This window comes from Streptococcus mitis (assembly GCF_901542415.1).
GTDB classification, from domain to species: Bacteria; Bacillota; Bacilli; order Lactobacillales; family Streptococcaceae; genus Streptococcus; species Streptococcus mitis_BL.
Window position 1 is genome coordinate 1,878,553 of sequence record NZ_CABEHV010000004.1, and the last position, 15,332, is coordinate 1,893,884.

General features: G+C 33.8%; 13 protein-coding genes. All 13 read left to right on the forward strand.

The genetic code is table 11. The annotated features are described in order from the left end of the window. Positions 1–195 precede the first annotated feature (195 nt). The 13 genes from FQT24_RS09745 (at position 196) to FQT24_RS09805 (ending at position 15,331) form a co-directional block, all read left to right on the forward strand. A complete protein-coding gene (locus tag FQT24_RS09745) occupies positions 196–2,154 on the forward strand; it encodes a peptide ABC transporter substrate-binding protein (protein WP_143952871.1) in 1,959 nt (652 codons plus the stop codon). A 191-nt stretch (positions 2,155–2,345) separates the two neighbouring features. Further along, a complete protein-coding gene (gene cpsA, locus FQT24_RS09750) occupies positions 2,346–3,791 on the forward strand; it encodes an LCP family glycopolymer transferase CpsA (RefSeq protein WP_143952872.1) in 1,446 nt (481 codons plus the stop codon). Between the two features lie 6 nt (positions 3,792–3,797). Further along, on the forward strand, positions 3,798–4,529 hold the full coding sequence (gene cps4B / locus FQT24_RS09755; protein WP_143952873.1) for a capsular polysaccharide biosynthesis protein Cps4B: 732 nt from the start codon (positions 3,798–3,800) through the stop codon (positions 4,527–4,529). Positions 4,530–4,537: 8 nt separating this feature from the next. Next, positions 4,538–5,230 (forward strand): CspC family polysaccharide chain length determinant protein, encoded by a 693-nt coding sequence (locus tag FQT24_RS09760; protein WP_143952874.1) that lies wholly within the window; start codon positions 4,538–4,540, stop codon positions 5,228–5,230. Between the two features lie 10 nt (positions 5,231–5,240). Further along, a complete protein-coding gene (locus FQT24_RS09765; protein ID WP_143952875.1) occupies positions 5,241–5,945 on the forward strand; it encodes a tyrosine-protein kinase in 705 nt (234 codons plus the stop codon). 23 nt (positions 5,946–5,968) lie between these two features. After that, positions 5,969–7,318 (forward strand): sugar transferase, encoded by a 1,350-nt coding sequence (locus FQT24_RS09770; RefSeq protein WP_143952876.1) that lies wholly within the window; start codon positions 5,969–5,971, stop codon positions 7,316–7,318. Positions 7,319–7,352: 34 nt separating this feature from the next. Further along, positions 7,353–8,525: a beta 1-4 rhamnosyltransferase Cps2T gene (gene cps2T / locus FQT24_RS09775; protein ID WP_143952877.1), complete on the forward strand. Its 1,173-nt coding sequence runs from the start codon at positions 7,353–7,355 to the stop codon at positions 8,523–8,525. Beyond that, positions 8,522–9,805, forward strand: a complete 1,284-nt coding sequence (locus FQT24_RS09780) for a glycosyltransferase (RefSeq protein ID WP_143952878.1) — start codon at positions 8,522–8,524, stop codon at positions 9,803–9,805. The genes cps2T and FQT24_RS09780 overlap by 4 nt, the downstream gene beginning before the upstream one ends. After that, on the forward strand, positions 9,783–10,472 hold the full coding sequence (locus tag FQT24_RS09785) for a DapH/DapD/GlmU-related protein (RefSeq protein ID WP_143952879.1): 690 nt from the start codon (positions 9,783–9,785) through the stop codon (positions 10,470–10,472). Before FQT24_RS09780 ends, FQT24_RS09785 begins: the two co-directional genes overlap by 23 nt. Before the next feature lie 219 nt (positions 10,473–10,691). Further along, a complete protein-coding gene (locus FQT24_RS09790) occupies positions 10,692–11,660 on the forward strand; it encodes a DUF6625 family protein (protein ID WP_143952880.1) in 969 nt (322 codons plus the stop codon). Beyond that, a complete protein-coding gene (locus FQT24_RS09795) occupies positions 11,657–12,727 on the forward strand; it encodes a glycosyltransferase (RefSeq protein ID WP_023946621.1) in 1,071 nt (356 codons plus the stop codon). Before FQT24_RS09790 ends, FQT24_RS09795 begins: the two co-directional genes overlap by 4 nt. A gap of 31 nt (positions 12,728–12,758) precedes the next feature. After that, positions 12,759–13,910 (forward strand): O-antigen ligase family protein, encoded by a 1,152-nt coding sequence (locus FQT24_RS09800; RefSeq protein WP_023946619.1) that lies wholly within the window; start codon positions 12,759–12,761, stop codon positions 13,908–13,910. Continuing rightward, the gene (locus FQT24_RS09805; RefSeq protein WP_024056597.1) at positions 13,907–15,331 is read left to right on the forward strand and encodes a flippase; all 1,425 of its coding nucleotides are present in this window, start codon (positions 13,907–13,909) and stop codon (positions 15,329–15,331) included. Before FQT24_RS09800 ends, FQT24_RS09805 begins: the two co-directional genes overlap by 4 nt. The last annotated feature ends 1 nt before the right edge of the window (position 15,332 follow it).

Genomic DNA, 15,332 nt, shown 5'->3' on the forward strand with positions numbered 1-15,332 from the left:
ACATTTTTTACAGAAAAATCTAAAAATGAAATCGTATAAAAACAAGGGAGGACTGTATGAAAGACAGAAATCTTTTGTTTTTTTATGACTAAAGTTTATAAACTTTCATTCTCAAAATTCAATTAACTTTACAAATTCCCACTATTTTGGTAAAATAAATCTATGTTATAAAAACTGACATAAAGGAGAAAGAAGATGAATACAAAAAAGCGTGTCCTTAGTACAGGCCTGACTTTTGCGGCTGCTTTGCTTTTAGCTGCTTGCGGACAATCAGGTTCAGATACAAAAACTTACTCATCAACCTTTAGTGGAAATCCAACTACATTTAACTACTTGTTAGACTACTACGCTGATAATACAGCCATCATTACCAACCTAGTTGATGGTTTGCTTGAAAATGACAACCATGGAAACCTAGTTCCATCTTTGGCAGAAGACTGGTCTGTTTCGAGCGACGGTCTGACTTATACCTATAAACTGAGAAAAGATGCCAAATGGTTCACGGCTGACGGTGAAGAGTACGCCCCAGTCAAGGCTCAGGATTTTGTGACAGGTATCAAGTATGCAGTGGATAATAAATCACAGGCCATTGACTTGATTCAAAACTCGATTAAGGGCTTGAATGATTATATTACAGGAGCGGATTCTGACTTTTCTAAGGTTGGGGTGAAGGCCATTGACGACCAGACTGTTGAGTATACTTTGGTACGCCCAGAACCTTACTGGAACTCAAAAACAACCAACAGTATTCTTTTCCCGGTAAACGAAGAGTTTCTAAATTCAAAAGGGAAAGATTTTGGGACCCTATCTCCAGATAGCATTCTCTACAGCGGACCTTATTTGTTAAAAGATTTCACATCAAAATCATCGATCGAGTATGTGAAAAATCCGCATTACTACGATCATGATAAAGTATCAATTGAACATGTGAAATTGGTTTACTTTGATGGTTCAGACCAAGAATTGACTATCCGTAACTTTGAAAGTGGAGCTTATTCAATCGCTGGGGTTTATCCAAATAGTTCTAACTTCGCCAAGACAAAGGAGAAATATAAGGATAATATCATTTATAGTTTGCAGGACAAGACCTCTTGGTATTTCAATTTCAACGTCAATCGTAAGGCCTACAACCATACATCTAAAACGACAGATGAGCAGAAGAAGTCGACTGAGACAGCTGTCTTGAACAAGAACTTCCGCCAAGCAGTGAACTTTGCCTTGGACCGCACAGCCTATTCTGCCCAGTCAAATGGAGAAGAGGCGGCTAGCAAGACCCTTCGGAACACCTTGGTGCCTCCTACATTTGTCCAAGTTGGAGACAAGACCTTTGGAGAAGTAGTCGCTTCTAAATTGGTCAACTATGGCACAGAATGGTCAGGTATAAACCTAGCAGATGCTCAGGATGCCTATTTCAACAAAGAAAAAGCCCAAGCAAAATTTGCGGAAGCTAAAAAAGAATTGACAAGTCAAGGTGTGACCTTCCCAATTCACTTGGATGTAGCTGTTGATCAAACAAGTAAAAATGCCGTAACAGGTATGAACTCAGTTAAGCAGACCCTTGAGTCAGTTTTGGGTGATGATAACATTGTCATTGATGTTCAGCAACTTTCAACAGATGATTTTAATAACGTAGCCTTCTTAGCGCCAACAGCAGCTGATCGTGACTATGATTTGAACTTTGATGGTTGGGTAGGTGACTACCAAGATCCATCAACTTATCTCAATCCTTTCAATGCAGAGGATGGATTCTACCTCAAGATTTTTGGACTAGATGCCAAGGAAGACAAGGAAAAAATCACTAGCCTAGGTCTGGATACCTACACTAAGATGCTCAAAGATGCAGATAGTGAAAATAAAAATGTAGCCAAACGCTATGAAAAATATGCTGAAGCACAGGCTTGGATGATTGACAATTCTCTGATTATGTCAGCCATGTCAAGTGGTGGTACAGCATCTGTAACCAAAGTAACGCCATTTACAAGAGGGTATTCATTGGTTGGTATCAAGGGTGATGGCAATAACTACAAGTACATGAAACTGCAAAAAGACACTGTGACGACCAAACAGTTTGAAGAAGCTAAGACCAAATGGGAGCAAGAAAGCAAAAAAGCAATCGAAAAAGCTCAAAAAGAAGCAGAAAAACATGTTAAATAAAGATGAGCGAGGTTCCGTAAGGGGCCTCGTTTTAATATCTATATAGTAAATTTATTGATGTAATTGTTTGCAAATCAAAAAGAATGTTTCGGAAAGAAGATAAAAACGCCTTACCTAAGCGGATTTATCTCACAAGTGTATTTTTTTATGATATAATAAAATGAAATAAAAATTGATAATAGAGGTATATCGTGAGTAGATCTTCGAAGCGAGCTCGTCAGGGTAAAACAAAAATATTGATTAGTTGGGGGTTGCTAGCTATCTATGCAGTACTAGCGGTCTTTTTATTGTTTTTGATTTTCAAGTACAATATGCTGGCCTTCCGATTTCTCAATATAGTGGTTGCTGTCTTAATTGTAGCCTTAGCCATCTTGTGCTTCTTTTTAATTCGGTCTAAGAAAGTTCAAAATCTAACGCTGATTTTATTACTACTGGGTGTGTTAATCAATGGAACTTCCCTCTTTGCTGTAAGTCAGTTCATTGGCTTTACCAGTCGCCTGAATGCAACATCGAATTACTCAAATTATTCGATGAGTATTGCAGTGTTAGCAGATAGTCCAATTGATAATATCAGTCAGATAACCAGTGTGATGGGGCCTACTGGGACGGATAAGGATAATATCCAACAGTTGATGAATGATCTGAAAGCGACTCAAAACAAGGAATTGACAGTCGAAGAAAGCAGTTCCTATCTTGCAGCCTATAAGAGTTTGTTAGCTGGAGATACAAAGGCGATCCTTCTAAACAGTGTCTTTGAAAATATTATCGAATCCGAATATCCAGACTATGCTTCAAAGATTAAGAAAATCTATACCAAAGAATTAACCAAGACAGTTGAAACTCCAAAGGATGTCAAAGGTGACAGTTTCAACGTTTATATCAGCGGAATTGATACCTACGGTCCAATTAGCTCGATTTCTCGTTCGGACGTCAATATCATTATGACAGTGAATCGCGAAACGAAAAAGATTCTCTTGACAACCACACCTCGTGATTCCTATGTTCCAATTGCAGATGGAGGCAACAACCAAAAAGATAAGTTAACCCATGCGGGGATTTATGGGGTAGATGCTTCAATTCATACCCTAGAAAATCTTTACGGTATTGACTTGAACTATTATGCTCGTTTGAATTTCACCTCTTTCTTGAAATTGATTGATCTCCTCGGTGGAGTTGACGTTCATAATGATCAGGATTTTACATCATTGCATGGTAAGTTTCATTTTCCTGTAGGGAATGTTCATCTTGATTCGGAGCAAGCTCTTGGCTTTGTGCGTGAGCGCTATTCTTTGGCAGATGGAGATCGGGATCGTGGCCGTAACCAGCAAAAGGTCATTGTCGCTGTTTTGCAAAAGTTAACTTCGACAGAAGCTTTGAAAAATTATGATAGTATTATAAAAGGGCTACAAGATTCGATTCAAACCAATATGCCACTTGAAACGATGATGAACCTGGTTAATGCCCAACTTGAGAGTGGTGGAACGTATAAAATCAATTCGCAAGATCTTAAAGGAACAGGGCGTATGGATTTACCATCCTATGCCATGCCTGAGAGTAGCCTCTACATGATGGAAATTAGTGACAGCAGTTTAGAGTCAGTCAAGGCTGCAATCAATGATGTGATGGAAGGGAAATAAGACAAAATGATTGATATTCATTCGCATATCGTATTTGGTGTGGATGATGGTCCGAAAACTAAGCAAGAAAGCAAGGCGCTTTTGACAGAAGCCTATAGACAAGGTGTAAGGACTATTGTATCGACATCGCATAGACGAAAAGGAATGTTTGAAACTCCTGAGGAGACGATAGAGACAAACTTCCAAGAAGTGAAGGAGTTAGCCAAGGAAGTGGCTCCAGATTTGACCATTCTCTATGGAGCAGAAATTTATTATACCCATGATGTGCTTGAAAAGTTAGAAAAACAGGTGATTCCAAGTCTTAATGGGACACGCTATGCTCTTATTGAGTTTAGTATGGCGACTCCTTATCGGGAAATCCATACTGCTTTAAGCAATCTTCTCATGCTTGGTATAACACCTGTAGTTGCCCACATTGAACGTTACCATGAATTGGAAAATAACGAAAAACGGGTCAAAGAGTTGATTGATATGGGTTGCTACACTCAAATCAATAGCTCAAGTATTTTAAAACCAAAGTTATTTGGAGATAAATATAAATTTATGAAGAAACGAGCTCGCTATTTCCTAGAGCGTGATTTGGTACATTTTGTTGCTAGTGATATGCACAATTTAGACCAAAGACCACCTTACATGAAAGAAGCTTATGAGATCGTCTCAAAACAATACGGTGAAAGAAAGGCGAGAGAATTATTTATCGAAAATCCTCGCTTTATCTTGGCAGATCAAATTATTTAGGAGTTGACATGAAAGAAAATAAAGAAATCGGAATTGATGTTGTTCAATTATTTAAAATCCTTTGGAAGAAGAAAATCGCTATTATCCTAACTGCGATTGTAGCAGCTGTACTTGCATTTGGCTTGAGTAGTTTTGTGTTGAAACCGGAATATGCTAGTACAACACGAATCTATGTTGTTAGTCGCAATCAATCTGAAAATACAGGGTTGACGAATCAGGATTTGCAGGCAGGTACCTATCTTGTAAAAGACTATAAGGAAATTATCCTTTCGCAAGATGTACTGGAAAAAGTCATTTCAAATCTTAAATTAGAGAAAACAGTTAAAGAACTAACTAAGAAAATTCAGGTGACAGTACCTGTAGATACTCGTATTGTATCGATTGTTGTTAAGGATGATCAACCAGAAGAAGCAAGTCGTATCGCAAATGCTCTTCGTGAAGTGGCAGCTGAAAAAATCATTAAGGTAACTCGTGTATCTGATGTAACAACATTAGAGGAAGCTAGACCAGCAATAACACCATCCTCACCTAATATTCGTCGAAATACTGCGCTTGCTTTCCTAGTAGGTGGAGCAGTGATGGTTGTTGCAGTCGTATTGCTTGAATTATTGGACGATCGTGTCAAACGACCAGAAGATGTCGAAGAAGTCATGCAGGTTGCACTTTTAGGAATTGTTCCAGATTTGGATAAGTTAAAGTAAGGGAGAAAACATGCCAACATTAGAAATCTCAAAAAAGCGTTTAGATTTTGCTAAAAAAGCTGAAGAACACTATAATGCTTTGCGTACCAATATTCAATTGAGTGGTGATAATTTGAAAGTTCTTGCTATTTCATCTGTCAAACCTGGTGAAGGAAAATCGACAACGGCAACTAATATCGCCTGGGCTTTCGCGCGTGCAGGCTATAAAACATTGCTAGTTGATGCGGATATCCGTAATTCAGTTATGTCTGGTGTCTTCAAGTCAAGGGAAAAAATTACTGGGTTAACTGACTTCTTAGCTGGAACTACTGATCTTTCAAATGGTCTCTGTGATACCAATATTGATAACCTATTTGTTATTCAGGCAGGACCGATATCACCTAACCCAACGGCCCTCCTGCAGAGTGAAAATTTCCATACCATGATTGATACCTTGCGTAAGTATTTTGACTATGTCATTGTGGATACTGCACCGATTGGGATGGTTATTGACGCCGCTATCATTACACAAAAATGTGATGCTTCTATCTTGGTTACGGCAGCTGGAGAGACAAAACGACGTGATATCTTAAAGGCCAAGGAACAGTTAGAACAAACAGGAACTCCTTTTTTAGGTGTGGTTCTAAATAAATTTAACACAGAAGTTGAAAAATATGGAGCTTATGGTGGTTATGGAGCCTATGGTTCCTATGGAAATTATGGGAAAAAGAAGTAGGTAGAGTTACCTAGGAGGTAGTTTTGAGAGAAGTATCAAATATTCGAAAACTAGAGATTCTCATGATACAACTGTTTCCAATTTATCTGTTATCGTTTGTATTAGCTAGTCATGAACTTCTGGTATTTCTGATGGTGGTTCACACTATTTCTTACTACATTAGTGCATATAGTAAAAATTTCAAATACCGGACCCTTGCAGAGGAATGTATACAAACGTTAAAATATATACTGGTTTATATTTTCTTATCCTGTATAGTTTTTCCTATTTTAGAACCAAATATACCATATTTATCATTAGCTAATCTATTATGCATTGTGACTGTAAATTCAATTATGCTAATGATTGTTAATATTTGGATTCGTAAGATTTGGAAATATCTATCACTTCAAAAAAAATATACTCAGCGTATCTTGCTAGTGACCACACGTGCACGAGTTGAGAGAGTACTAAAGCAACTGTCTAGTTATGAGTATGGCTATGTTTCAGCTGTTTGTATTGTGGATGATGAGCATTTTGAGTCTTCTAATTTGACAATCGTTACTTTGGATAACTTAGTAACCTATGCTACGAGGTCAGTAGTAGATCAAGTGGTGATTAATCTTCCAAGTGAAAATTTTTTAATTGCAGATTTTGTTTCTCAATTTGAAATGATGGGCTTGCCAGTAGCTGTTAATATTGCGGCTTTAGAATTTGTAACCAATAGTGAAAAAGCGATTCAACGTTTTGGGAATTCTAGTGTGGTTAATTTTTCAACAACCTTTTATCGTTCTAGTGATGTTGCTTTAAAACGAATGATAGATATAATCGGATCCTTATTTGGTCTAGTGATTTATGGTATAGTGTCTATTTTTCTTGTTCCTTTGATAAAAAAAGATGGAGGTCCTGCTATTTTTGCCCAGGATAGGGTTGGTAGAAATGGACGTATATTTAAATTTTATAAATTCCGTTCTATGAGAGTAGATGCAGAGGAAATCAAGAAGGATTTGATGAGTCAGAACCAGATGCAGGGTGGGATGTTTAAGATTGAAAATGATCCACGTGTGACAAAGATAGGGTACTTTATTAGAAAGACGAGTCTAGATGAATTGCCACAATTTTGGAATGTTCTAAAAGGTGATATGAGTTTAGTTGGTACTAGACCACCAACCTTAGATGAGTATATGAAGTATACACCCGAACAAAAACGTCGTCTCAGTTTTAAACCTGGAATTACAGGCCTTTGGCAGATTAGTGGTAGAAGTAATATTACAAACTTCGATGATGTAGTAAAATTAGATGTTACTTATTTAGATGGCTGGACAATTTGGAAAGATATTGAGATTTTACTGAAGACAATAAAAGTTGTAGTAATGAAAGATGGAGCGAAATAATTTTTGTTTTATTATAAAATAAAGTAGGAGTGATATGAGAAAAGCAGTTTATATCATTGGTTCAAAAGGGATTCCTGCCAAATATGGAGGGTTTGAAACCTTTGTTGAAAAATTAACCGAATACCAAAAAGACAGCAACATACAATATTATGTTGCTTGTATGCGTGAAAATTCAGCCAAGTCTGGTATCACGGAAGACCGGTTTGAGCATAATGGAGCCATTTGTTTCAATGTTGATGTGCCTAATATCGGACCAGCCCGCGCCATCGCTTACGATATTGCAGCAGTCAACAAGGCTATTGAATTGGCTAAGGAAAACAAGGACGAAGCTCCCATTTTTTACATTCTGGCTTGTCGTATTGGTCCTTTTATTTCAAGAATTAAGAGAAAAATTCGAGCTATTGGGGGCACCTTGCTTGTGAATCCAGATGGCCATGAATGGTTGCGAGCAAAGTGGAGCATGCCAGTTCGTAAGTACTGGAAATTATCAGAGCAACTCATGGTCAAGCATGCTGATTTACTGGTATGCGATAGCAAAAATATTGAACAATATATTCAGGAGGACTATAAACAGTATCAACCAGAGACCACCTATATTGCCTATGGTACTGATACTGCTCCTTCAAATCTGAAAGCAGAAGACACAAAGGTTCGGAACTGGTATCAGGAAAAAGGAATTAACGAAAATGGTTATTATCTAGTGGTGGGACGATTCGTCCCTGAAAACAACTACGAAACCATGATTCGTGAATTTATCAAGTCCAAGTCCAAGAAGGACTTTGTCCTCATCACAAATGTGGAGCAGAATAAATTTTACGATCAGTTGTTACAGGATACTGGTTTTGATAAAGATCCTAGGGTCAAATTTGTCGGTACAGTCTATGACCAAGAGTTGCTCAAGTACATTCGTGAAAATGCTTTTGCCTATTTCCATGGGCATGAGGTTGGGGGGACAAACCCTTCTCTACTAGAAGCTCTAGCATCAACAAAACTGAATTTGTTGCTAGATGTTGGTTTTAACCGTGAGGTTGGTGAAGACGGGGCTATTTATTGGAAAAAAGATGAGTTGGCAAGCGTCATTGAGGAAGTAGAAGAATTTGATCAGGCAACGATAGCTGACTTGGATTTTAACTCAAGCAAGAGAATCCTCTCAGCTTTCACATGGGAAAAGATTGTGTCGAATTATGAGGAAGTATTTATTAAATGAAAATTTTACATTATACTTTAGGTTTTCAGCCATCACGTACAGGTGGACTTGTTAAATATGCAGAAGATTTGATGAATCAGCAGGTTGAATCAGGGTATGAAGTAATAGCACTGTATCCAGGTAGAATTAAAATTTTTTCATATGATTTAGTTATAGAATCTGCAAAATCAAGAGGTTTTGAGTGCTACGAGTTAATAAATAGTTTGCCATTAGCATTATTCGGAGGTTTTACTGAGCCGGATGAATTTATGAAGAAATGTGATAAAAGGGTCTATTATAATTTTCTAAAAAAAATTAATCCAGATATAATTCATGTACACTCATTAATGGGAATACATAAAGAATTTTTTGAATCTGCCCATGAATTAGGTATAAAGATATTTTTTACTAGTCATGACTATTATGGATTGGCACCAGTACCAAATTTTTTCTTTAACGGAGTAGATTATAGTGAAAACAATACTAATACATCTTGGAATATAATGTCTTCAAATGCTCTCAGTGTGAAGAAACTTCGTTTTTTTCAAGTTCCCTTTTATCCGACAATTAGGAGAGCATTGAAAGTGTTAAGAAAAAATCTAAAATCTAAGAGCAGTATAGAAGTTTCTGAGAAAACAGAGCTTATTAATTATAGAGATATCCGTTCATATTATAATGAAATCTTTAATTTAATTGATGCTTATCTATTTAATAGTAGTGTAGCAAGGGATGTTTATATAAAAAACGGGGTGCTTCCTCAAGCAGAAGCAATCATTTCTATTTCTAATAGTAATATTCGAAAACGAAATGTACATAGAAAAAAGCGCAATAAAAGTGTAATAGCTTATATTGGTCCAGATGAAGATTATAAAGGTTATTTTGATTTTATTGATTTTGTAAATGATATTGATAAAGAAAATTATGAAGTTAAAACCTATGGTCATTTACCTAATAGAGAGTGTCCTACCTATATTCAACAAAATGGATATTTTACAAAAAAAAATATTGATACGATTTACTCTGATATAGATATTCTTATCGTACCTAGTAAATGGAAAGAAACATTTGGTCTGATTACGATAGAAGCGTTATCCTATGGTGTGAAGGTGTTTGTTAGTGAGAATGTGGGATCTAAAGATTTGCTTTCAAAATCATATGTATTTCGAGATAAACAAGATTTATTATACAAAATACAAAGTACAGAATATGAAGAACAAATTATAAATACCATGGAAGAACATATGATTGAAGTAAAAAGATTTTATGAAAGAATAATAAATGAATATAAAAAGAATAGTTAAAATAATCACTGGAAGAGATATTGATATTCACCCAGATGTCCCAATAAATTACGTCATGAAAAAAGGAATTATTTATAGTTTAGGTTTAATAAATGGTGTAATTCGTAGTATAGGATTTGGAAAAAGAGGAAGTCGTTTTTTTATAGGTAAAGGTGTATCCATTTCTGCCAAACATAAATTATATATTGGGAATAATGTAAGAATTGGTCATTATGTAATGATAGATGCGCTATCGGAAAATGGTATTCAACTTGCGAATAATGTGAAAATAGGAGATTATTCCCAGATTATAGGAACTGGTTCAATAAAAAATATGGGTAAAGGTTTAAGAATTGGAAAAAATTCTTCTTTCTCAGAATTTTGTTTATTTGGAGCAGCAGGAGGAATAACTATTGGAAATGATGTTATTGCGGGCCAAAATGTACGATTCCACTCAGAAAATCATAATTACGATGATGCTGATAAGTTAATTAGAGAACAAGGTGTCAATAGAAAAGGAATTTCTGTTGGAAATAATTGCTGGATTGGGGCGGGTGCAGTATTCTTAGATGGTTCTAGTATAGGATCGGGTTGTATTGTAGCTGCTAACTCAGTAGTAACGAAACATTTCCCAGACAATGTTATTATTGGTGGTGTACCTGCTAAGATTTTAAAAAAAAGGTCTTAGTTGAAACTCTTTAAAAATTAATTATAATATAGATTTTCAATATACATAAAGGAACTACTAAAACTAGTGCTAAGCTCTAAATTTTAATGTTAAAAATTTCTTTAGAAAATAACAAAACAATTTTATTTATTCAAATAAATCTCTGAAATTTGTTAATATTATATTTTAAAAAATCTTTCATAATTATATAAAAATTTAAAATAAGGATGATTCAAATAAATGAAAAAAATAAAAATCATTATCCCGTACTTTGGAGAATTTCCAAAATTTTTCCCTTATTTTTTAATGACAGCAAGAAGAAATAAGAATATTGATTTTGAAATCTTTACGGATCAGCCAGTTGAGCAGTTCTCTTTATTAAATGCAAGAAATATACATTTTAATAGAGTGACCTTTTCTGATTTAAAAAAGAAAATTCAATCAAAATTTAACTTTGAAATTTCGCTAGATGATCCTTATAAGCTATGTGATTATAAACCAGCTTATGGATTGATTTTTGAAAATGAGCTAATTGGGTATGATTATTGGGGTTTTTGTGATACGGATATCTTATTAGGAGATATTTATCAATTTTTAGAAGATTATGAGTTTTTCACAAAAGAATATGATAGATATGGACTTTTAGGTCACCTTCAGATATACAAAAATATAAAAGAGGTAAACACTATTTTTAAAACGGGCGTTGGTATGAGTTATCGATTGGACTACCAAAATGTTTATACCAGTAGTAAAAATTTTATTTTTGATGAGCAAGAGGGAGTTCAGAAACTTTTTGAACTCTCTCGAATGAATCAATTACAAGTAACTTGCTTTCATGATTTAGATATTTCTTGTTTTTCTTTTAGATGTAATGGTGAGAAAAAAGTACAAAGATATTATTATTGGACAGACTTAAAAGGTCTAGAATCGATAGAGTTAAAAAAAGGAAATATAGTGACAACTCAACCTCTATATGTTCATTTCCAAAAAAGAAATATTGAATGTCCTGAAGTTGTAGAAAATAAACAATTTTATGTTGTTCCGAACCGTTTAGTTAATGGTAATAAATTATCAGTTGAAGAAATCAAAAGTGCGACTCAAAACAAAATTTACTGGGAACATATAAAGAGGGTTATTCAGAAAAAATTTAAGAAAGAAAAATGGACTTTTGAATTCATACTTCATAAGATAAGGATGAAAAATCGATGAACAATGTAACGTTAAGTATTATAATACCTGTTTATAATGTTGAAGCTTACCTAAGAAGATGTTTGAATTCTATACTTAAACAAAATACTTTAATAGACTATGAAATTATATTGGTTAATGATGGATCGACTGATACAAGTGGAAGAATATGTGATGACTTCAAATCTCACTTCCCTAATATTCAGGTGAAACATATAAAAAATAGTGGAGTGGCAGCAGCTAGGAACCTTGGTATAGCTCTATCAAATGGGAAATTTTTATATTTTGTAGATCCAGATGACTATTTGACAGAGTCTTTTTTTATAGAGCTTGCTCCATATATAAATGATAATTGGGATGTTTTATGCTTTGGTTTTAATGAAGTAAAAGAAAAAAATATGGTCGCAATATCTTGTCGCGCACATAGATATAGTAAAATAGGAATATTAACTCATGAAGATTTTATTAATAATTTTGTAGATTTCTTTAGGACAGATATGATGTACAATGTTTGGTCAAGAGTTTATAAAAAAGATTTCATTTTAGAGCACGGTATTGAGTTTCCAAAAAAAACCATTGGGGAAGATACTTTATTTAATTTTCAAGTATACAAGCACTTAGAAACTATCCGATTTATTGAACCTTGTCTATACAATTATATAGCTGGTAGAAGTGGTTCTGCTTTAACAGTATTTAACCCAGTTAGAATTGAAATTCAACTAAATGAGCTTGCGGAGTTGAAACAACTATTGAAAAAATTTCATATAGAAGATTATTCTTTGTTGAAAGAGATAAAAACGAAGATTATTGTAAGTTCTGCCTTTCAAATTGCTAATTTAGAAGATACAAAAAAAAATAGGGTAAGATTATTAAGAAGCATTATTGAAAATGAACAATTTGATGACATTTTTTCAGGAGAAACTTATCAAATCATTGGTTCTTATGGTGTTTTAATAAAGAACAAGAACTTTTCTTTATTGCTTAGGAGGTTGACAATAGAGTTACTTGCCAGAAAAAAATTCAGAACAGTATTGTTTATTGAAAAATTAAAAATGAATCGAGTCTTACGTAAGATTGTTTTTAAATAATTTTTTAAAAACTAACAGTAAAAAGGATATTATGTTAAAAATTAAATTTGAGAACCTTTTGGTGATTTTTGTATTAACTATAGTTACGGGATATGATACTATTACGACTACAATGTTAAATAGGACACTACCTAATATTCCCGTGATTTTATTAATATGTGTAGTTTTATTATTGATTTTTAGATTTTTATTTATAAAAAAATTTAGTGCATTTTATATTATATCGAGTATTTTATTGATATTGACAAGTATTATAGTATTTTTACGTACAGGTGGTACCAATTTTCTTCTGTATTCATTGTTGATTATACTATTATATCAAGCAGATGTTGATGTAGTTTTGAAAACATATGTGGGTGTATCAGGTATAATTGTTTTGTTAATATTTCTACTCTCAATTTTAGGAGTAGTACCTAATTTACAATTTGCTCAAATTCGCTCATCTAGTTTAGTAGTTAGAAATTCATTTGGTTTCATCTATCCAACTGATTTTGCTTCTCACTGTTTTTACCTATTTATTGCTTGGGGTTATTTGCTTAGAGAAAAATATATATTTATCAGAACGATTGTAGGACTATCTTTAGCATTCTTTATACTAAAATTTTGTGATGCACGACTAAATGCATTATCAGTTCTTGCCGCAACTTTGATTTTCATAATCATGTATTATACTAAAGAAAGAGAATTCAAAGTATACAGTATAATGCCATATTTTGCTCTTATTTTTTCTACTTTCATGTTTTATGTTTCCTACTTTTTCACATGGTCTTCTTCGTTCTATGTGAATTTAAATAATCTGTTTAGTATGAGATTGTTTTTAGGTAAAAATGCACTGGATACATATGGTTTACCTTTATTTGGTAAAGCTGGAGTAAAGTTTATTGGCTATGGTGGGACCACCGAGTCGGTTCACAGTTATAACTATGTTGATTCATCTTATATCCAAATGTTATTTTATTATGGATTAATTCCTGTTGTATTGCTAGTATTGATTTATGTGTTTGCTTCAAAAAAAGTTCATAAGCAAAAAAAATATTTATTTCTAGCCCTATTATCTCTTATTACAATTAACTGTATGATTGAAGCTTTCTGGATAAGACCAGGATACAATATTTTTATGTTTACAATTTTTGCTAATTTGTATGATATCCAAAATAAGGAAAAAAGAGAAGTAAGACTATGAAAATAATAAAAAATTATGCTTATAATCTTTCTTATCAGTTACTACTCATAATACTACCTATCATCACAACTCCATACGTTACGAGGGTATTTTCATCAGAAGCTTTAGGAACCTATAGCTTCTTCAGCTCTATTGTTACCTATTTTCTTTTGCTAGCTAGCTTAGGAGTAGCTAACTATGCTACCAAGGAAATCTCAAGTAATAAGAAAGACATTTGTAGGAATTTTTGGGGCATTTATACTCTACAGCTAGGGGCAGCTATTTTTTCTTTTGTGCTGTATGTTGTATTATGTCTTATTTTACCTACTATGAAAAATCCTGTGGCTTATATTTTAGGTTTTAGTTTGATTTCTAAAGCTTTAGATATTTCATGGTTATTTCAAGGTTTAGAGAATTTTCGAAAGATTACAGTAAGAAATATTACGGTGAAATTAGCTGGTGTTATTTCTATTTTTCTATTCATAAGATCATCAAACGATTTATATTTATATGTTTTTTTACTAACCACTTTTGAATTGTTAGGACAATTAAGTATGTGGTTACCAGCAAAAGAATTTATTGGGAAACCACACTTCGATTTGCTGTATGCTAAACGGCATTTGAAGCCAGTCATCTTATTATTCCTACCTCAGATTGCTATATCGCTTTATGTGACATTAGATAGCACTATGCTTGGGGTTCTTGCTTCAGCAAGAGATGTAGGTATTTATGACCAAGCTTGGAGACTTGTTAATATTTTATTAACACTAGTGACTTCGTTAGGTAGTGTCATGTTGCCACGAGTTTCAAATCTTTTATCATCAGGGGATCATAAAGCCGTTAACAAAATGCATGAGATGTCATTTCTAATTTATAATTTGGTAATTTTCCCCATTATGGCAGGAATGTTAATTGTAAATGATGATTTTGTTACCTTTTTCCTCGGGCAAGATTTTCAAGAGGCACGTTATGCGATAGCAATTATGATTTTTAGAATGTTCTTTATTGGTTGGACCAATATTATGGGGATTCAAATTTTGATACCTCATAATAAAAATAAAGAATTTATGCTGTCAACAACAATTCCTGCTATTGTTAGTGTGGGCTTAAATCTTCTCTTGCTTCCAAAGCTGGGCTATATAGGTGCGTCAATTGTATCTGTTTTAACAGAGGTACTAGTATGGTTGATACAGTTATTCTATACTCGTTCTTATTTGAGAGAGGTGCCCATTATAGGTTCATTAATCAAAATTATAATCTCATCTGGAGTTATGTATGGTATCCTACTATTTATAAAACAATTCCTAAATGTATCAGCGATGATTAATGTGGGACTATATGCTGTTCTGGGAGCAATAATTTATGTTAGTTTGATTTTGATTTTTAAAGTAATCGATTTAAGTAAGTTAAAACAACAATTATTAAAAAATAAAGGAGTGTAAT

Coding starts and splice junctions, on each gene's coding strand:
- FQT24_RS09745 (WP_143952871.1), top strand. CDS start 196: ATGAATACAAAAAAGCGTGTCCTTAGTACAGGCCTGACTTTTGCGGCT.
- cps4B (WP_143952873.1), top strand. CDS start 3,798: ATGATTGATATTCATTCGCATATCGTATTTGGTGTGGATGATGGTCCG.
- FQT24_RS09760 (WP_143952874.1), top strand. CDS start 4,538: ATGAAAGAAAATAAAGAAATCGGAATTGATGTTGTTCAATTATTTAAA.
- FQT24_RS09765 (WP_143952875.1), top strand. CDS start 5,241: ATGCCAACATTAGAAATCTCAAAAAAGCGTTTAGATTTTGCTAAAAAA.
- cps2T (WP_143952877.1), top strand. CDS start 7,353: ATGAGAAAAGCAGTTTATATCATTGGTTCAAAAGGGATTCCTGCCAAA.
- FQT24_RS09780 (WP_143952878.1), top strand. CDS start 8,522: ATGAAAATTTTACATTATACTTTAGGTTTTCAGCCATCACGTACAGGT.
- FQT24_RS09785 (WP_143952879.1), top strand. CDS start 9,783: ATGAATATAAAAAGAATAGTTAAAATAATCACTGGAAGAGATATTGAT.
- FQT24_RS09790 (WP_143952880.1), top strand. CDS start 10,692: ATGAAAAAAATAAAAATCATTATCCCGTACTTTGGAGAATTTCCAAAA.
- FQT24_RS09795 (WP_023946621.1), top strand. CDS start 11,657: ATGAACAATGTAACGTTAAGTATTATAATACCTGTTTATAATGTTGAA.
- FQT24_RS09800 (WP_023946619.1), top strand. CDS start 12,759: ATGTTAAAAATTAAATTTGAGAACCTTTTGGTGATTTTTGTATTAACT.
- FQT24_RS09805 (WP_024056597.1), top strand. CDS start 13,907: ATGAAAATAATAAAAAATTATGCTTATAATCTTTCTTATCAGTTACTA.